Genomic DNA, 18,488 nt, shown 5'->3' on the forward strand with positions numbered 1-18,488 from the left:
AATGTGTATTATTTACCTAGTGTGGGAAAAGTAATAAATAACAGTGGTACCGTCCTACCAAGCTTTTGGTGGTTGATAATAAAATGAACGTTATGAGTATTGAAAAAATTGTAGAACTAGCTCTCCATGATGGTTATCTAACACCAACAATGGAAGCTGAAGTTGGGCGCATCTGCGACAATGCCTCCGAACTCTCTATAGAAGAGTACATGGCACTTGATAGATTAATGGGGGCGTTGTTAACTGGTGAGGTAGTGGCGGTACCTCGCAAACAATTCATTAACGTCATGGAAGAGTTGGTGCTAACGGAGGCGATCGCACGAGTAGCGCAAATTGAAGCAACTAGCGATAAATCCCTTGATGTAGGGGATATAGCCGCTTATGCACTCAACCGTCTGCCACCTCTGTATGCCACTACAGAGGAAGGTGCCACTTACCAACGGCAAAGAGCAAAAACAGAACTTCACGAATTTATTTCCCAGCAAGTCAAGGAAGCAATTTCTCGTTACATCGAAAACCCTGACTTCTTCCCCGAACGTCAAGCTATTGGTAAAAACACTGGCAACGAAGTTTTGCGTCAAGTTAGCACTTTACTTCAGGCTTACGCCCCAAACTTTGAGCAAAAGAGTGAGGAGTAGGGAAGAGTTAGGAGTTAAGAGTTAAGAGTGAGAAGTAGTTAGGAGGCGCGGAGTTAGGAGTTAGCAAGGTCAAAGGTCTGCATGTTAAAGATTAAAGGTTTAAATTCTCCTTGTCCCCATCTCCCCATCTCCCCATCTCCCCCTTTCCTATTTCCGCACTTGCACTGGTACTCCTAAACTAATTTGTTCGTAGAGTAAGCGAACGTCGGGATTACGCATTCTTAAACAGCCATGAGATACGGGACTTCCTACTAGATCCGAGTCCGGTGTTCCATGAAAGCCAATTTCGTTGTGCCCATCAGACCAGAAACCAATCCAACGTTCTCCTAAAGGACTATTTGGTCCTGCTGCAAAGACTTTACCGGTAATTGGATGTTCCCATGCGGGGAACTGCTGCATATGCATCACTTCAAAAGTTCCTACAGGTGTTTCCCATCCTTTCTTTCCTACACCAATCGGATAGCTAGCGATAACCGTACTTTGACGATATACGTAAACTCGGCGATCGCTTAAATCAACTACAACTTTTTTCTCAGGAGATGCATTTAAACGTTTATTCGTCATTTTTTGTGGAGAGGCTAATACAGGTGCCTTTGATGATGACTTCGCTACAGAATCTTTCGTCACATCTTTTTCCACAAATACAAAACGCCGAATTTGTCGTGCAAAAAAATCGACCGGTTCGCCATTGCTAACTCGATCCGAATTTTTTGCCGTGTTCGTCGGTACTGAAGTACTAATTCGCCAATGAAGGGTTAAAGATAAAATTGCTGTCACGAAGCACAGCAGCATCACTACACGCGCTAAAGAATCATTTCGTACCATTTTTGTGCCTCTATAAAGCCTCCCATACACACCAAATCTTCTTTTATATAAACTTTTAACTAATTTTAATTATTATTCTTCTCATCAAACATTTACAAACTCTTAAAAGTTTATTTATTAATTTACCGTCTCTATGCGGGCAAACTAAGGCTATCCCGGTTTTACTATTACTTGTACAGCAAAAAAAAATTTAGAGTATAGGTCAATATCCGGAACTATTACAGTCTAATTACCAATCATTAACTCGGTGAGTGGGAGATAAATTATGTTAGAGAAATTATTGCTCGCAGTAAGTATTACATTTTCCTTGAATATGTTCGTGCAAGTTCAAGTACCGTTACATAAAGATTTTGAAGGTACTTATCCTCCTAAAACGGATACAGCACCTCAGATTTTAGTTAAGATGCTACGAGAATAAAACGACCGAAAATTACTTTTATCCTCAGACTGTATCAAATCCTGTAGTGTATGAAACAAAAGTTCAATGTAATACTTGTTTTTCACAATTTTTTAGAGAAATTTCATAAATAGTATGATTCGTCCTTCATTATATAAATAGCGTAAGAATTCTATTCACAATACATAATTGTGATTCATTGGTTTTTGCAAGTAAAGGATAATTTGATTTGCTCTCAATTTTTTGGCATCTGTTGGTGAGGGATTATTGCTAAAACTGGCATTCTCCAACGTTCGGGATTTGGTATCCCAAAATACAGCTTTACATATTTCGGAATACCACACAAACAGGCAGTTATGCAGAGTGGCACTATAAACTATTGTTGTTTGGGTCAAGCAATATTTACCTTCAAAGCTGGTTATAGTAAGTGCAGCAGCCATTCTTCCAAGCCCCGAATTAACCCGTGATTTTACTGAATATTTTGTCAACTATTTGTTCCAGTTGTAAATCCGTCACTTTTAAGGGGAACTAACTGCTCGTCTTCAGGTCTAATAGATAGGGATGATTTAAAGCCAGTAAGATATATGAGTCAATCGATTACTGCATCTTGGTCTACGCTCGATGCCAGACTGCCGGAAGCACCAGTAGAAGTTGATAAACTTTCAAACCACGACCTGATTTTACGCTGCCAGACCGGCGTGCGTCCCGAACGTACAGCCTTTGCAGAACTAATGCGTCGCTATCAATCGCAAGTTGATAGAGTTTTATATCACTTAGCGCCCGATTGGGGTGATAGAGCTGACTTAGCTCAGGAAGTCTGGATAAGAGTTTTCCGGAATATTAGTCGATTGCAAGACCCCTGTAAATTCCGAGGTTGGCTAAGTCGTATTGCTACTAATTTGTTCTATGACGAGTTACGTAAACGCAAACGAGTTGTTAGTCCTTTATCACTTGATGCTCCCCGTACTTTAGACGATGGAGAAATGGATTGGGAAATCGCTGGCGATACTCCCGGCCCCGAAGAAGAACTGACAACAAGAGAATTTTACGAGCAACTACGCTTGGCGATCGCAGATTTGCCCGAAGTATTTCGTACCACTATAGTGTTGCGCGAAATTGAAGGATTGGCATACGAAGAAATCGCCGAAATGACCGGCGTTTCTCTAGGAACGGTCAAGTCAAGAATTGCGAGAGCGAGATCCCGACTGCAAACTCAACTACAAAATTATGTAGAGTCGTAAATTGCAGCGTTCATCCTCACACTCAGGTGGATTCCCCCGAACTACGATTAACACACGATATTAAGCGGTAGAATATACGCTACCCGCTTACTGCGCGAACCCGTTATCTACAAATACGAAATTCTGAGTTTAGATTTGATATCAAATTCCTTCGATATCAAATCATGTGTTGGAATATTCCTTATAGCTGAAATTAACGATAATTAACTATTTGTTAAGAAACATTTTGTGCTTGTGCCGTTGGGAGAACATTCTCGTCAATTTGATCGGTTGCCTGCTGTATATACCCGTGTATTAATTGGTAATAATGTTAAGATGAATACAGAACATCACTTTGACGATTCCCGCTTGCAAAGTCGAAAAGAATTGCGGGATGGGAATGACCGTAATACCAATAAATTAACGGGTGCTAAGAATATGGTGAAGCGCGATCGCTTCGAGTTATTAAGTGCTTACCTTGATGGTGAGGTAACAGCTGCCGAACGTAGGCAAGTAGAAGATTGGCTGGCAAATGACCCCTCAGTCCAAAGTTTGCACAAACGACTTTTATCACTGCGGCAAGGCTTGCGGAATCTTCCAGTACCGCAAGAAAATTCTATACAAGAAACAGTTGATAGCGTAATGGCACGGTTACGCCGTCGTAGCAGAAAGGCTTGGATGTTAGGAGGTGCTACCGTTGCTGCTTGCGTTATTGGTTTTGCTTCGAGTCTAATTCCCAATAACGAACCGGGAATGTTCCGATTTGCTAGCAATCCTTTGGAACAAACACAGCAAAATTCTTCAGAAGAAATGGCATCATTGCCAATGGTTGCTTTGAATGAACCACTGGTACAAATACCTAAAGCAACGCAAAGTCTTCCTCAAGAAGGAATCAACCAAACCCAGCCCGTAAATTTAGATTCTGAAAATTACATTAATTAAACTATTTATAAAGTTAGTAGTTAGTGGTTAGTGGTTAGTGGTTAGTAGTTAGTAGTTAAAAATCAAAGGATTTTTCAGAAATAAACTATTAGTCGATTGCATTAAATTTGACGGGTAAATAAAGGTTCGTAGTCAGGGCTTTAGCCCTTGAAAGACTGAAGTCCTTACTAAAAACCTATCAAAAGTAATGAAAAGGAGTATTAGTGCAAGTTTATAGTTAGCACTTTTATATGTAATCTAACTCCTAACTCCTAATTATTTATTCCTTTCCCACTCCACAAACCATCAGTTTGCGGAGTGGCTTTTAATTGGTAGACTTTTGCAGAACTCATAAAATAAACCCAGGCTAAACCAAGAGAATTACTTTCTAAATCAAATATTTCAACCTGCATTCGGTTGTAGAGATTTTCTGAAGCAAGTCTTTGAGGATGATAGTCTTCAAGTTCATCAAGATTACTCAAAACTTTTGAATCGTTAAACGAAAGCAAATAACCGTAAACCGAATTATTTCCTTGAGTCATCGCTGGGTATCCTTGGGGTAGCCCATATAATTCACCACAAGTCCAAGCTTTTTTTACATCTACCACGTGATTCGCGCAGTAGAATTGATAATTTGCTTCACCTGGCTTAAGGGTTCCGTATACAAACACCCGTAACAAGTCAGAATTTTTTTGTTTACACATATTAGTTGTTGGGCACGGGGAATAGGGCATTGGTAATTGGTAATTGATAATTGATAATTGGTAATAATTATTTATTCTCCCCCCTCTCCCCCATCTCACCATCTCCCCCTCTCCCCCCCTCTCCCCATCCCCAACAGCATCTACAATAGTTTTTCAGACACAGCAACAGTCGCATTAGGAGTATTTCCGGTGGATACCCGATACAACCCAGCAGAAATTGAGCAAAAGTGGCAGAATAAATGGACGGAAGTTGGCATAGATAAAACTTCTACAGATAGTAACAAGCCAAAATTTTACGCGCTATCCATGTTTCCTTACCCGTCGGGTAGCCTGCATATGGGTCACGTTCGTAACTACACGATTACTGATGTGATTGCCCGTCTCAAGCGAATGCAAGGGTATCGGGTACTCCACCCTATGGGTTGGGATGCTTTTGGTTTACCGGCGGAAAATGCTGCGATTAAGCGGGGAGTACCTCCGTCGAAGTGGACTTATCAAAATATTGAGCAAATGCGCTCCCAGTTAAAACGTCTCGGTTTATCTATTGATTGGGATTGCGAAGTCGCTACTTGTTCGCCGGATTATTATAAGTGGACGCAATGGATTTTCTTGCAGTTTTTCCAAGCAGGTTTAGCTTACCAAAAAGAAGCAGCAGTAAATTGGGACCCCATAGACCAAACTGTATTGGCGAACGAGCAAGTTGATAATGAAGGTCGTTCTTGGCGTAGTGGTGCCATTGTCGAGCGTAAATTGTTACGGCAGTGGTTCTTTAAAATTACTGATTATGCCGAAGAATTATTAAACGACTTGGATAAGTTGCCGGGATGGCCGGAGCGGGTTAAAACCATGCAGGCTAACTGGATTGGTAAATCCACAGGAGCTTATTTAGAATTCCCCGTTGTGGGAATGGATGAGAAAATAGCCGTGTATACTACGCGACCCGATACTGTATATGGTGTGAGCTACGTAGTATTAGCGCCAGAGCATCCTTTAACCAAGCAGGTGACTACATCGGAAGAGTTAGAAGCCGTGGAAGCTTTTATCAAAGAAGTTAGCAACCAAAGCGAATTGGAACGTACTGCTGAAGATAAGCCTAAAAAAGGTATTCCTACGGGTGGCAAGGTAATTAATCCGTTTACGGGGGAAGAAGTTCCAATTTGGATTGCCGATTACGTACTTTACGAATACGGTACTGGGGCTGTGATGGGTGTACCAGCCCATGACGTGCGAGATTTTAAGTTTGCTAGAGAAAAGGATTTACCTATTAAGGTTGTTGTTGCCCGTGCGGATGCTGCTGACGCGGTATTAATTCCGAACGAAGCTTATACGGAACCGGGAATTGTGGTTAATTCCGACCTTTTCAACGGTATGCCCTCTGCTGATGCTAAAAAAGCAATTGTAGAATATGCCGAAAAGCAAGGTTTTGGTAAAGCACGGGTACAGTATCGCTTGCGAGATTGGTTGATTTCCCGTCAGCGATATTGGGGGGCACCGATTCCTATAATTCACTGTGACGATTGCGGTGCTGTACCAGTACCGGATCAAGATTTACCCATACAGCTACCCGAAAATGTGGAATTTTCAGGGCGTGGTGGTTCGCCGTTAGCGCAGTTGGAAAGTTGGGTAAATGTAGATTGTCCTAGTTGTGGGAAACCAGCGAAGCGGGAAACTGACACGATGGATACTTTTATTGATTCTTCGTGGTATTACTTGCGGTTTACCGATGCTAAGAACGATAAGCAGGTGTTTGATTCGGCTAAGGTGAATGACTGGATGCCCGTAAACCAGTACGTTGGCGGTATCGAACACGCAATCTTGCACTTGTTATACTCGCGCTTCTTTACCAAGGTATTGCGCGATCGAGGTTTATTCAACTTTGACGAACCCTTCCAACATTTGTTAACTCAAGGTATGGTGCAGGGTTTGACCTACATGAATCCCAATAAAGGTGGTAAAGATAAGTGGGTTGCTTCTAGTTTAGTCAATCCTACCAATCCTCGCGACCCCGATACTGGCGAACCTTTGCAGCAGCTTTACACTACCATGTCCAAATCTAAAGGTAATGGTGTCGCACCGGAAGATGTAATTGCTAAATACGGTGTTGATACGGCGCGGATGTTTGTTCTATTCAAAGCACCCCCGGAAAAAGATTTGGAATGGGATGAAGCTGACGTAGAAGGACAATTCCGCTTTCTTAACCGAGTTTGGCGTTTGGTTACTGAATTTGTCGATAATCCTCAATCTTCTAAAAAATCTAAAAATCAAGAACCCAAATCCAAAGTTGAAAAAGATTTACGAAGAGCGATTCATACCGCAATCAAAGAAGTCAGTGAAGATGTAGACAGCGAATATCAATTCAATACTGCTATTTCCGAATTGATGAAGTTAAGTAACGCCTTGAGTGATGCTAAGTGCAAAGATTCACCAGTTTATCCAGAAGGAATTCATACTTTAATTTTGATGCTGGCACCCTTCGCACCTCACATCGCCGAAGAATTATGGCATTTGTTGGGTAAGGATGACTCAGTACATACCGCAAACTGGTTAAAGCACGATCCAGAAGCGTTGATTGCGGATGAAATAACCTTGGTGATTCAAATTAACGGTAAAAAACGCGGCGATTTACAAGTTCCAGCACAATTGGACAAAGCAGGATTAGAAAAGTACGCTCGCGAATCAGAAGCTGCCCAACGTCATATCGAAAATAAAACCATCAAAAAGGTAATAGTGGTACCCGGCAAGTTGGTAAACTTCGTCATCGGCTAAATTAATTTCCACTTGTGCAGGTTTATCAATTGACACAACCGGGGGTAAAGTCCCCGGTTTCTTATTTGGCTTCGTTTTTAGAGAACCTATGAATAATCGGTTACATGGAAAAGCGCCTGACAGTTTTGCCTACCAAGCGCCCTATCTGTATAAAGTTATACCAATCCACTTGTTTGATGCAACATTTGAACTCGACTCTATTCCCATATAGATAGGGATTGCGAGAATAAGCTTATAGCAAACGTGTTGTGAAGTGGTATCACTCCTTGCACAAATATAGAATATCTTTTAAGACCTATGTCAGGGAATTGACTGAGTGACAGTTTGTCAACTGCCATAGTTAAAAACTGCTCAGCATTATCAACATCCACTGAGAACCTGGGATAAGAGTTTACAAAGGCTTCACAGGGTAGAATTACTACGAGGATGGTATTCCTTGTGGCTAGGGAGTGGGATGATGGGGGGATGGGGAGATGGTGAAGGGAGGTTCCCGTAGTACGAGAGAAGTGGTGTTAGCGTAGCGTCTCCGGAGGAGATACCCGAAGGGGGAGATGGGGAGAAGGGGACAAGGAGAAAATAATTATTAACTATGCCCAATTCACTATGCCCCATGCCCAATTACCAATTACCAACTTGAAATATGAAAAATCGAATTAAGAAGGCTGTAATTCCGGCTGCTGGTTTTGGTACTCGCTTATTTCCAGCTACGAAAGTTGTTAAAAAGGAACTGTTTCCGATAATTGATAAAGACGGTAGGGCTAAACCTGTAATTCAGTTGATTGTGGAGGAGGCTGTTAGTGGGGGTATAGAAGAAATTGGAATTGTGACGCAACCGGATGATAAAGAGGTTTTTGAAAGTTATTTTAAAAACACACCCGATGCTAAACTTTTTAACAAGCTTTCAAAACAGAATCAGGAATATTGTAATTATCTTCAAGATTTAGGTAGTAAAATTACGCTTTTAGCACAGGATAAGCAGGAAGGCTACGGACACGCGGTTTTCTGTGCGAAGGAATGGGTTAATAATGAACCTTTTTTGTTGATGTTAGGAGATCATATTTATTCGTCTGATGCCGAACAATCTTGTGCGCGTCAAGTTTTACAAGTTTACGAACAAGTTAATCGTAGCGTTATTGGATTGAATTCTTTACCAGCAGAAATAATTTATAAAGCTGGTTGTATTACAGGAGTTTGGCAGGATAACAATTCTATTTTACAAATTACACAAATTTATGAAAAACCAACTATCGAGTATGCGCGACAAAATTTGCGGGTAGATGGAATGGAGGAAGATGAGTTTTTGTGTATATTTGGTTTGTATGCCTTAACTCCAAATATTTTTGATTTTTTAGCGGAACATATTAATACTAATTTTCGAGAAAAAGGCGAATTTCAGTTAACATCTTGTTTGGAGAAATTAAGAGAAGCTGAGGGAATGACGGGTTTAGTTGTCGATGGGAAGACTTTTGATATTGGAATGCCTAATGTTTATCGGCAAACGATGGTTAATTTTGGAAATTGAGAATTGGAAAAAAAAGACAATTATTGTAGGTTGGGTTAGGTGTCTTGATAAGATAATTTTTAACATCGGAATTGATATTGCACCGTAACCCAAGATTAATTGTGGTTGGGGAGAAATCGCAATGTTGGGTTACGACACGATTCAATAATTCTTGTTACAAATTAAATTGTCTGCTCGTGTCTAACCCAACCTACAACTATATAATCGTTGCCTATAGCGTGATACTTAAAATATTTCATTTATTTGAGGGAGTAGGGAACAGGGAACATTAAATTTACTTACCAATTTTTGAAAAAAATTAAGTAGTAGTTGAAAGAGATAATTTTTGTAGGTTGGGTTAAGTGTCTTGATAAGATAATTTTTAACATCGGAATTGATATTGCACCGTAACCCAACATTAATTGTGGTTGGGGAGAAATCGCAATGTTGGGTTACGACACGATTCAAAAATTCTGGTTACAAATTAAATTGTCTGCTCGTGTCTAACCCAACCTACAACTACAACTATTCCCCAAAAAACATTTCTTCAGATATTATTCCTTCAGCTACTTTTGTTACTGAGCCTGTCATCTGAATCGAAAAATCTTCACTAATTTCAATTAAAATATTTCCTCCTGGCATATGCACGGTAATCGAGGAATCGCATAAATCAAGACGACGTGCAACTGCTGCTGCAGCACTGCTACTGCTTCCTGAAGCTAATGTGTAACCCGCACCTCTTTCCCAAATTTCTAATTGAATGTTTTCTCGATCGCGTACTTTCATGAATTGTACGTTAATGCCATTTGGAAAAATATTATTGGTTTCGATTAAATAACCATATTGCTTTGCTAACTCTGGTGTAATTTCAGGTAAAGGAATTACACAATGAGGATTTCCGATAGTAGCAGCACAAAATGTAAAGGCTTTATTGTCAACTGTAATATTTTCGGAAATTACTTCTCTACGTTTTCCCGTTACCGGAATTTCATCGCTCCAAAAGCTAACTTTTCCCATTTCTACACGGACGGTTTTACCATTATCGAAAACTGCCGATTTAACTAAACCTCCTAATGTTTCGATAGTAAACGCTTCTTCTTTGACTAATTGCATATCCCATAAGTAACGAGAGAAAATTCTCAATCCGTTGCCGCTTTTCTCCGCTTCGCTACCGTCAGGATTAAAAATTCGTAGTGAAAATTGTCCTTTCTCAGATTTTAATGGCCCGAAAAGTATTCCGTCGGAGCCTATACCAAAGTTTCTATGACAAATTATTTTAATTTCTTTGGGAGTTAAACTTTGAGAAATATCTTTAGGATTAATAACTATATAATCGTTGCCTATAGCGTGATACTTAAAATATTTCATTTATTTGAGGGAGTAGGGAACAGGGAACATTAAATTTACTTACCAATTTTTGAAAAAAATTAAGTAGTAGTTGAAAGAGATAATTTTTGTAGGTTGGGTTAAGTGTCTTGATAAGATAATTTTTAACATCGGAATTGATATTGCACCGTAACCCAACATTAATTGTGGTTGGGGAGAAATCGCAATGTTGGGTTACGACACGATTCAAAAATTCTGGTTACAAATTAAATTGTCTGCTCGTGTCTAACCCAACCTACAACTATTGCGTGATACTTACTTGTAATATTTCATAAAACTATTTAGTTAAGATTATCTAACAGCCGCTTCTAACATTTTTATTATTCCAGTATTGGCATCAATTTCTACTTGTATTCCTATAGGAAGTGTAAATTTATCTCTAATATGACCAATCATTGAACCATACCAAGCAGGAATATTTAAAGGGCGAATATGTTCTTGTAATACCTGCATTAAACTTAATGAAGGTTCGTCTCCCATGCTACATCTGGTACATTGTCCGAATACAAAACCTGATAGTTGATTGAGAATTCCAGCATTTTTTAATTGAACCAGCATTCTATCTACACGGTAAACATCTTCGCCGATATCTTCTATAAATAAAATACTGCCTTTCCATTCAGGTAAATAAGATGAACCCAACATTGAATTTATTACTGACAAATTACCGCCAATAAATTTACCCTTGGCTTTACCCGGTGTAATTATTTCGCGGCTAAGTTTAGTAACTAAGGTATTATTCATTGCCACCGCTTGAGCATCAAATAATATACTTTTTACATATTTCAAAGTAAAATTATTCCAACTAGAAGTAGCTACCGGGCCATGAAAAGTTACTAATCCGCTACGGGCAGTAATTGCTAATAATAAAGATGTAATATCGCTGTATCCCATAATAATTTTAGGATTAGCACGGATAGAATTATAGTTAAGTAATGGTAAAATCCGATTTCCACCCCAGCCACCACGCATGGCAATTATGGCGTTAATAGATTTGTCGGCAAACATAGCGTTAACATCAGCAGCGCGATCGCGATCTTTTCCCGCTAAGTAACCATATCTATCTAAAATATGTCTACCTGGTTTAACTTTTAAACCCAGTGCAGTAAATGTTTTCCGCGCTTCTTCAACGTCTTCGGAATCAATAATACCAGCAGGGCTAATTAATCCGACTGTATCACCTACTTTTAGACGTGGTGGCTTGATGATGGTATTTGGGGATGTTGTTGCTTGAACTACAAATGATGGTATTTGGGTAGAGATAGTTGCTAAACCCAAGGTTGCGATAAATTTTCGGCGATTGATAGTCATAGTGGGAGTATCTTATCATTTAGATCCCCCCAACCCCCCTTATCAAAAGGGGGGCTATGCGTAAATACGATTTCAGCTTTTACTTTAAGATGCAAGTATTTTGAGAATTAATAGAAGAAGTAGTTAAAGATGCTGAAGAATAAAAAGAAGTCGAAGCTATCTTAATTTAAGGAAATACCACGATTTATTCGTCAGTGATATTTCTGAATCTATATGCTTGAAAAGACCCCTCTCCAAACCTCTCCCCCACTGGGGGAGAGGCTTAAAACCCCCATTCCCTCATAGGGAAGGGGGGTAGGGGGGCTCGCGGTTTGTGTGTAATTTAAAACCATAGAAATGTTTTCCGGAGATGTCTATTAGTTACTTAGCTATTATTAAAACTTCTCTACAGTTCCCGTGATGGTACTTAAACCGCTACAGTACAGATGTGAAATCTGAAATCCGAAGGTGATAGTTATGGCACGCCAGCGATTTATTATTGAAATGGGAATGGGTATAGATCAGCACGGGCAGGAACCAACTGTTGCAGCTGCCAGAGCCGTAAGAAATGCGATCGCGCACAATGCTTTAATCGGAGTTTTTGAAGTTGCGGGTTTGAGCGATCCAAATCAGATGATTGTAGAAGTTGAAGTTGCCGTACCTTATCCGGAGCAGGTACGAGAAGAGGAAGTCTTAGCGGTATTACCTTTTGGGCGTAAAAGTTTAACCGTCAAATCTGGCGGAATGATGGTTGAAGGAAAAGCTATTGAAGTTTTGCAAGATAAAAATGACGAAATGTTGATTGCTGTAGCTGCGGTTACGGTTTTGATTGACAATGATTAAGGGGAATGGGGAATGGGGAACAGGGAATGGGAAATAGTTTCAAATACAATCTAAAATCCAAAATCACGTGATGTCACCAGAAGAAATTGAAAGCATTGTCAACTCTTATTTAGAAAATATGTCAGCTATGAATGCTGAAGGCTGGGTAGATAATTTTGCTAAAGATGCTTTAAGTTACGATCCAGTTGGAGAGCCACCAACTTTAGTTCATGAAGGTTTTCAAGAATTTATCGGACAGTTAAAAGCCGTGTTTGCGAAACTCGAAGCAACTAAAGATAGTATTTTTATCGCCGGGAATGAAGCTGCCGTTAAATGGACGATGCGAGGAGTCAGTAAAACTCAGAAAACTGTTACTTGTGAAGGGATTACGATATTAGAGATCAACGATGCTGGTAAGATTCAAACTACTCGCGCTTACTGGAATCCAAAAACGATAATAGCCCAATTACGTTCTTAACGTCCGCGCTGTAAATCGTAAATTACCTTTTCTATATACCAGCGTTCCGATTTTCCGGGATGCTGACGTTTCGCTGAACTTATTAATCTATCTGCTGTATCGTAATGTACGAGATTTAATAATTTACGTCGAAGTGGTTTACATCCTTTATCGGATTTACGAGGATAATATCTGTTACCGCTACTATAACGGTTTTTGTTTATTAATAACGTTAAAATTATCGCAATTATTATAAAGATTAAAAAAGGCATAAATCACCCTATCTAAGCAGCCAGCAATATATAAATCAATATATAAATATAGAATTCCCCAAAATAGTGGTTATTCTATCAGTTAATTTAATATTATTTTTCTAAGATAAAATATGAATGTATTTATTAGGGAAAATCTCTGGCAATAAGTCCTATAAAACGGTAAATATTCACTGTTGAGAGTGGCTATGTTTCAAAATAATAGCGAAGCACCCCGAATCGAGGAGTTGTACAAATTAAAGCCAGTACACTTTGCGGACTTAATTCGAGCTGCACAACTAGTTTACGATCCAGGCAAAGGAGTTACCGGAGTTGAACCAAAAATTGATTGGAAAGAATTTGGTATTCCCGATAGTGTCGCCGAGAATCTAGAATTACTTGGTGAAGAGTTTCAATACTCATCCCCTCATGCACCTGTAGATCAAATTTGGAAAAAGTTAACTCCCGAAACTCGCGTCTGGTTTGTCGAGAATAAAGAAAAATTATGGCTGATTGAGGAATCTTTCCCCGCTTTGGATGAAGATTGAAGAGATAAAAGGCGGGAGTTAAGAGTTAGGAGTTATAAATATTAATAATTGGTAATTGGTAACTGATTACTGAAAATACAAAAAGCGTTCGGGAGTGTTGCCGTGTTTCCACCCCAAACGCTTTCTGTTTATCACTTGCTCCTCACACACAACCATAGGTTAGCATTGCTTTCTATAATGTACAAGTCTTTTACGTGACAGTTTGTAAACTGAACCTGTTTACAGTTCGTAGTAGCGCTTCAGCGCATCCGATCGGAGGCGCTGAAGCGCTACTACGAACAATTAAAAAACCCGATTTTTTGGAAAAACCAGGTTTCTTTATTTCTCGAATTCTCATGATTTATGATTTGTATGTGGTTATTATGATGCTGACTCAAAAATGTCTAACCACTAACCACTAACCACTAATAATTAAAAAGCAAAAAGCGATCGGGAGTGTGACCGTGTTTCCACCCCAAGCGCTTTTCACTTTGCTCCTCACACACACAACTATAGATTACCACTAGTTATATGAAATGAAAAGCATTCTTAACTACATTTTTGAAAATTCAGTTTTTTTTGTGGTATAATTTTAATGCAAAAAATGCCTGTTGCCGGTCAAAACCATTGTTAAGCCTAGTTTGTTGGCAGCTTCAATCGAATCTTGATCTCGTAGGCTTCCACCCGGTTGAATAATCCCAGTAATTCCCGCTTCTGCTGCTGTTTTAACTGAGTCGTCGAAGGGGAAAAATCCGTCGCTAGCAAGAAATCCACCTTGTGCTTTCTCTTCAGCTTGCTCTAAGGCGATTTTTACGGCTCCGACTCGGTTCATTTGTCCCGCGCCAACTCCCAAGGTGGTAAGTTCTTTACTAACTACGATCGCGTTTGATTTAACGTGTTTGCAAACTTTCCAAGCAAAGAGTAATTCTTCTATTTCTTTTTGGCTGGGTTTTTTATCGGTGACTATCTGCCATTTATTGCTGTCGGCCAAAATATCATCGGCTGCCTGCATTAGAAATCCACCCGCAATTACTTTGATAGTTTCTAATCGTCCACTTTGTAAATCTGGCAGTATTAATACCCGCAATTTGGATTTAGCGGCGATAATCTCTTGTGCATCTTCTTCACAACCCGGTGCAACTACGCATTCTAAAAATGTCTTTGTTAATTCGGTTGCGGTTGCAGCATCGATTGGTTGATTTAAAGCGACAATTCCCCCAAAAGCGGACATTGAATCCGCGTTGAAGGCTTTTTGATAAGCTTCTACCAGAGTATTTCCTAAAGCGACACCGCAGGGATTGGTATGTTTGAGGACTACTGCTGCGGGATTGTCGGTAAACTCGGTGATGATGCGTCTGGCGGCTTCTAAATCGACTAAATTGTTGTAGCTCAGTTCCTTTCCTTGTAATTTAGTCGCAGCAGCCCATCCGCTAGCTGTTCCCGTTTGGTACCAAGCAGCGCTTTGATGGGGGTTTTCGCCGTAACGCAGTGATTGTACTTGCTTGCCTGTAATGCTGAATTCTTGAGGAGTTTCTCGATTGTCGGCAACTTGACTGCTTAAATAAGATGAGATTGCGCGATCGTATTCAGAAGTATGCAAAAATCCTTTTAAAGCAGCCTTTTGACGAAATTCTAAAGACGCTTCACCTTTGTTTTGACGCAATTCTTGTAAATATTCTTCATACTGCGCCGGGTTGCATAATACTGTAAGATGAGCAAAGTTTTTTGCAGATGCTCTTAACATTGCTGGGCCACCGATATCAATTTGTTCGACGGCTTCTGATAAACTAACTCCAGCTTTAGATATAGTTTCCTCAAAAGGATAGAGATTCACAACTACTAAATCGATCGGACGAATTTGATTATCTTCTAAATCCGCCACATCTTGAGAATTATCTCGTCTGGCTAAAATACCGCCATGAATTCGCGGATGTAGAGTCTTTACACGTCCACCCAAAATCTCCGGAGAACCCGTATAATCGGCGACTTTGGTAACAGTTAATCCGGCATCTTGTAACACTTTCGCGGTGCCTCCACTGCTGATAAATTCAAACTTAAACTCCTCTTGCAAACTTCGAGCAAGTTCAACTAAACCTGTTTTATTCGATACACTCAGCAGTGCTAGACGCGCCATAATTTATAACTTTCCTGGAATCTTAATTTATCAGCTTGGGAAAAGAATATTTTAAAACTAAGCTGGCATTTAAAAATAGGAAATTTTTTTGGTAATGGGTAATTGGTAATAGTAAATAATATTAGTTATGAAGCGATTGTTTTCCGAATCATCGTGAAATATACTTACTACTCGCTATTCCCAATGCCCAATCCCCAATGCCCAGTTCCCGATTCCCAATTCCCGATTCCCAATTACAGTAATATTAGAAAGCAAACCGGATTTCTTCATATTGACTGATGGCTAAGGCTTTGGATTTTATTGACGTACCGCCAAATGGGGACAAAAAAGGATTAATCGTCATCTTGCATGGTTGGGGTTCCAATGCAGAAGACGTGGCATCAATAGTACCTTTTTTACAATTACCGGGATATCATTTTGTATTTCCTAATGCACCTTTTCCTCATCCTCATTCACCCATAGGTAGAGCATGGTATGACCTGAGTCGGGATAATATGTATCAAGGGTTAGCCCAAAGTCGGGAATTACTAATTGATTTCTTGGAATCTTTAGAAAATACTACCGGCATACCCTTAAAAAACTCAATTTTGAGTGGTTTTTCTCAAGGAGGGGCAATGACTTTAGATGTAGGATTAAAGTTGCCCTTTGCAGGTTTAATTTCTATGAGTGGGTATTTACATTCAGATATCCATGGAGTTGAAACTCCGGCGAATAATTTTCTACCGCCAGTGTTAATTATGCATGGAAAACAAGATGAAGTTGTGCCTTTACAGGCTGCTCAAAAAGCACGGGATGCATTAGAATTACAAGCAGTTTCTTTAGAATATCGTGAATTTGATGGAGGACACCAAATTAGTTCTCAAATGCTGGATGTCGCACGTACTTTCGTTCTCAGCAAGCTTACCTAAATAAGGTTACAAAAGCTTTACAAAGTACGGTGAAATTCCGGTAGAAAATTCACGTAATTTGCGTCTATGAATGAGTATTATAGATTGGGTGGATGCGTTAAGCGCAAATAAACCCATGCTGGATGGTGTTGCTACTTACGGGAGGGGCTTGAAAATGAAGACTTTGACCATTTCTAAAACCGATATTGACACCATGACTGAACAAGAGGTGGATAAATTGGCCACACGCTTGGAACAAGACAACTACAGTAATGCCTTTGAAGGTTTAGATGATTGGCATTTACTGCGTGCGATCGCGTTTCAACGTCCCGAATTAGTAGAATCCTACATCCACCTTTTGGATTTGGAAGCCTACGACGAAGCGTAATCAGTTATCAGTTAGCAGTTACCAGTTATCAGTTACTGTAAGACTTTGGTATATATAAGTTTTACAATATTGGTTGATAAACTGTTCATTGTTAATTGGTAATTGATAAATGAAAAGGGTGCTGATTGGTGTTGGTGGCGGCATCGCTGCTTATAAAATTTGTGAAGTTGTTTCGACTCTATTTAAGTCTGGGGTGGAAGTACGGACAATTCTCACCAATTCCGCACAACACTTTATCACGCCTTTAACTTTTTCTACCCTTTCTCGTCAGTCTGCTTATACTGACGAGAATTTTTGGCATTCAAGTAATTCTCGCCCTTTACATATTGAGTTGGGAGAATGGGCAGATATTTTCTTAATTGCTCCCCTAACGGCGAATACTTTAGCAAAGTTAGCTTATGGAATGGCTGACAATCTTTTATTAAATACCGTTTTAGCTTCTACTTGTCCGATTTTGCTGGCTCCGGCGATGAATACTGATATGTGGGATCAAGTTACGGTAAAACAGAATTGGCAGAAGATATTAACTTTAAGTCGTTTTCATACTTTGGAAACCGCATCGGGTTTATTAGCCTGCGACAGAGTTGGTGCGGGAAGAATGGCTGAAGCTCCAGAAATCGTTAGTCACGTACAGTCGTTGTTGCAAACTGGGGGAAAGCGAGATTTTTCTGGTAAAAAGGTTTTAATTAGTGCCGGAGGTACGCGAGAATATTTAGATCCCGTGCGGTTTATCGGCAATCCAGCTACAGGTAAAATGGGCTTGGCTTTAGCGCGTGCGGCTTTACATCGCGGTGCGGATGTGACTTTGGTGCGAGGTGCGGCGAGTTGGGATATTCCTTTGGGAGTCAAAGGTATAACGGTAGATACTGCCGAGGAAATGCGATCGCAAATGTTGCAGTGTTTGCCGGATGCAGATGTAATTATTATGTCGGCGGCTGTTGCGGATGTGAAGCCGAGGGAATATAGTTCGCAAAAGTTACCGAAAAAGGCGCTTCCAGAAGCTTTACCTTTGGAGAATGTGGGAGATATTATTGCCCAATTGGCGAGTTGCAAGCGTGAAAATCAGAAATTGATTGGTTTTGCGGCTCAAAGTGGTGATATTGTCACCCCAGCGAGGGAGAAGTTGCAAAGAAAGAATTTAGATGCAATTGTTGCTAATCCGATAGATGAAATTAATAGTGGATTTGGTAGCGATACGAATAAAGCTATATATATAGATAGGAAAGGAAATGAAGTTGAGATTCCGATGTGTTCAAAATTGGAAATGGCGCATCGGATTTTAGATTTTAACAACGGATGCGTTTATTTGGGATTTTAGCAGTTTGTAGGTTGGGTTAGGTTCACTCTTATATAGTAAGAAAGCGAATAATCTAT

General features: G+C 39.9%; 19 protein-coding genes. 12 read left to right on the plus strand and 7 right to left on the minus strand.

Annotated elements, in window-relative coordinates; genetic code table 11:
- Positions 1 to 92: 92 nt before the first annotated feature.
- Positions 93 to 638: a late competence development ComFB family protein gene (locus ACM03V_RS16255; RefSeq protein ID WP_414621829.1), complete on the plus strand. Its 546-nt coding sequence runs from the start codon at positions 93 to 95 to the stop codon at positions 636 to 638.
- A gap of 147 nt (positions 639 to 785) precedes the next feature.
- On the opposite strand, the gene ACM03V_RS16260 is transcribed toward ACM03V_RS16255, so the two are convergent.
- A complete protein-coding gene (locus ACM03V_RS16260; protein WP_414621830.1) occupies positions 786 to 1,463 on the minus strand; it encodes a L,D-transpeptidase in 678 nt (225 codons plus the stop codon).
- Positions 1,464 to 1,728: 265 nt separating this feature from the next.
- Between ACM03V_RS16260 and ACM03V_RS16265 the strand changes: the two genes are divergently transcribed.
- Complete coding sequence (locus tag ACM03V_RS16265) at positions 1,729 to 1,881, plus strand: hypothetical protein (protein ID WP_414621831.1); 153 nt, start codon at positions 1,729 to 1,731, stop codon at positions 1,879 to 1,881.
- 155 nt (positions 1,882 to 2,036) lie between these two features.
- On the opposite strand, the gene ACM03V_RS16270 is transcribed toward ACM03V_RS16265, so the two are convergent.
- Positions 2,037 to 2,300: a hypothetical protein gene (locus ACM03V_RS16270; RefSeq protein ID WP_414621832.1), complete on the minus strand. Its 264-nt coding sequence runs from the start codon at positions 2,298 to 2,300 to the stop codon at positions 2,037 to 2,039.
- A gap of 144 nt (positions 2,301 to 2,444) precedes the next feature.
- Here ACM03V_RS16270 and ACM03V_RS16275 point away from each other — a divergent pair, with 144 nt between their 5' ends.
- Positions 2,445 to 3,101: a sigma-70 family RNA polymerase sigma factor gene (locus ACM03V_RS16275; RefSeq protein WP_414621833.1), complete on the plus strand. Its 657-nt coding sequence runs from the start codon at positions 2,445 to 2,447 to the stop codon at positions 3,099 to 3,101.
- Positions 3,102 to 3,416: 315 nt separating this feature from the next.
- Entirely contained in the window at positions 3,417 to 4,022 is a 606-nt protein-coding gene (locus ACM03V_RS16280) for an anti-sigma factor family protein (RefSeq protein ID WP_414621852.1), read from the plus strand.
- A 251-nt stretch (positions 4,023 to 4,273) separates the two neighbouring features.
- Here the strand turns inward: ACM03V_RS16280 and ACM03V_RS16285 are convergent, their stop codons facing one another.
- Complete coding sequence (locus ACM03V_RS16285; RefSeq protein ID WP_414621834.1) at positions 4,274 to 4,705, minus strand: gamma-glutamylcyclotransferase; 432 nt, start codon at positions 4,703 to 4,705, stop codon at positions 4,274 to 4,276.
- A 189-nt stretch (positions 4,706 to 4,894) separates the two neighbouring features.
- Between ACM03V_RS16285 and leuS the strand changes: the two genes are divergently transcribed.
- Together leuS and ACM03V_RS16295 are read left to right on the plus strand one after the other, a co-directional pair.
- The gene (gene leuS / locus ACM03V_RS16290; protein ID WP_414621835.1) at positions 4,895 to 7,471 is read left to right on the plus strand and encodes a leucine--tRNA ligase; all 2,577 of its coding nucleotides are present in this window, start codon (positions 4,895 to 4,897) and stop codon (positions 7,469 to 7,471) included.
- Positions 7,472 to 8,111: 640 nt separating this feature from the next.
- Complete coding sequence (locus tag ACM03V_RS16295; protein ID WP_414621836.1) at positions 8,112 to 8,993, plus strand: sugar phosphate nucleotidyltransferase; 882 nt, start codon at positions 8,112 to 8,114, stop codon at positions 8,991 to 8,993.
- A 504-nt stretch (positions 8,994 to 9,497) separates the two neighbouring features.
- Here the strand turns inward: ACM03V_RS16295 and dapF are convergent.
- Both dapF and ACM03V_RS16305 read right to left on the minus strand, forming a co-directional pair.
- Complete coding sequence (gene dapF, locus ACM03V_RS16300; protein ID WP_414621837.1) at positions 9,498 to 10,340, minus strand: diaminopimelate epimerase; 843 nt, start codon at positions 10,338 to 10,340, stop codon at positions 9,498 to 9,500.
- Positions 10,341 to 10,649: 309 nt separating this feature from the next.
- Complete coding sequence (locus ACM03V_RS16305) at positions 10,650 to 11,669, minus strand: S66 peptidase family protein (protein ID WP_414621838.1); 1,020 nt, start codon at positions 11,667 to 11,669, stop codon at positions 10,650 to 10,652.
- A gap of 456 nt (positions 11,670 to 12,125) precedes the next feature.
- On the opposite strand from ACM03V_RS16305, the gene ACM03V_RS16310 reads away from it, so the two are divergent.
- Complete coding sequence (locus tag ACM03V_RS16310) at positions 12,126 to 12,491, plus strand: Lin0512 family protein (protein WP_414621839.1); 366 nt, start codon at positions 12,126 to 12,128, stop codon at positions 12,489 to 12,491.
- 70 nt (positions 12,492 to 12,561) lie between these two features.
- Complete coding sequence (locus tag ACM03V_RS16315) at positions 12,562 to 12,948, plus strand: nuclear transport factor 2 family protein (RefSeq protein ID WP_414621840.1); 387 nt, start codon at positions 12,562 to 12,564, stop codon at positions 12,946 to 12,948.
- On the opposite strand, the gene ACM03V_RS16320 is transcribed toward ACM03V_RS16315, so the two are convergent.
- The gene (locus ACM03V_RS16320) at positions 12,945 to 13,199 is read right to left on the minus strand and encodes a hypothetical protein (protein ID WP_414621841.1); all 255 of its coding nucleotides are present in this window, start codon (positions 13,197 to 13,199) and stop codon (positions 12,945 to 12,947) included. The genes ACM03V_RS16315 and ACM03V_RS16320 overlap by 4 nt on opposite strands.
- Before the next feature lie 188 nt (positions 13,200 to 13,387).
- Between ACM03V_RS16320 and ACM03V_RS16325 the strand changes: the two genes are divergently transcribed.
- Positions 13,388 to 13,726 (plus strand): hypothetical protein, encoded by a 339-nt coding sequence (locus tag ACM03V_RS16325; RefSeq protein WP_414621842.1) that lies wholly within the window; start codon positions 13,388 to 13,390, stop codon positions 13,724 to 13,726.
- 571 nt (positions 13,727 to 14,297) lie between these two features.
- Here the strand turns inward: ACM03V_RS16325 and purH are convergent.
- Entirely contained in the window at positions 14,298 to 15,839 is a 1,542-nt protein-coding gene (gene purH / locus ACM03V_RS16330) for a bifunctional phosphoribosylaminoimidazolecarboxamide formyltransferase/IMP cyclohydrolase (protein ID WP_414621843.1), read from the minus strand.
- A 278-nt stretch (positions 15,840 to 16,117) separates the two neighbouring features.
- Between purH and ACM03V_RS16335 the strand changes: the two genes are divergently transcribed.
- From ACM03V_RS16335 to coaBC, 3 genes are all read left to right on the plus strand, one after another.
- Complete coding sequence (locus tag ACM03V_RS16335) at positions 16,118 to 16,747, plus strand: alpha/beta hydrolase (protein WP_414621844.1); 630 nt, start codon at positions 16,118 to 16,120, stop codon at positions 16,745 to 16,747.
- 154 nt (positions 16,748 to 16,901) lie between these two features.
- On the plus strand, positions 16,902 to 17,114 hold the full coding sequence (locus ACM03V_RS16340; protein ID WP_414621853.1) for a DUF2555 domain-containing protein: 213 nt from the start codon (positions 16,902 to 16,904) through the stop codon (positions 17,112 to 17,114).
- Positions 17,115 to 17,223: 109 nt separating this feature from the next.
- Positions 17,224 to 18,432, plus strand: a complete 1,209-nt coding sequence (coaBC, locus tag ACM03V_RS16345; RefSeq protein ID WP_414621845.1) for a bifunctional phosphopantothenoylcysteine decarboxylase/phosphopantothenate--cysteine ligase CoaBC — start codon at positions 17,224 to 17,226, stop codon at positions 18,430 to 18,432.
- The last annotated feature ends 56 nt before the right edge of the window (positions 18,433 to 18,488 follow it).

It is taken from the genome of Calothrix sp. CCY 0018, from assembly GCF_963920925.1.
Taxonomy (GTDB): domain Bacteria; phylum Cyanobacteriota; class Cyanobacteriia; order Cyanobacteriales; family Nostocaceae; genus Rivularia.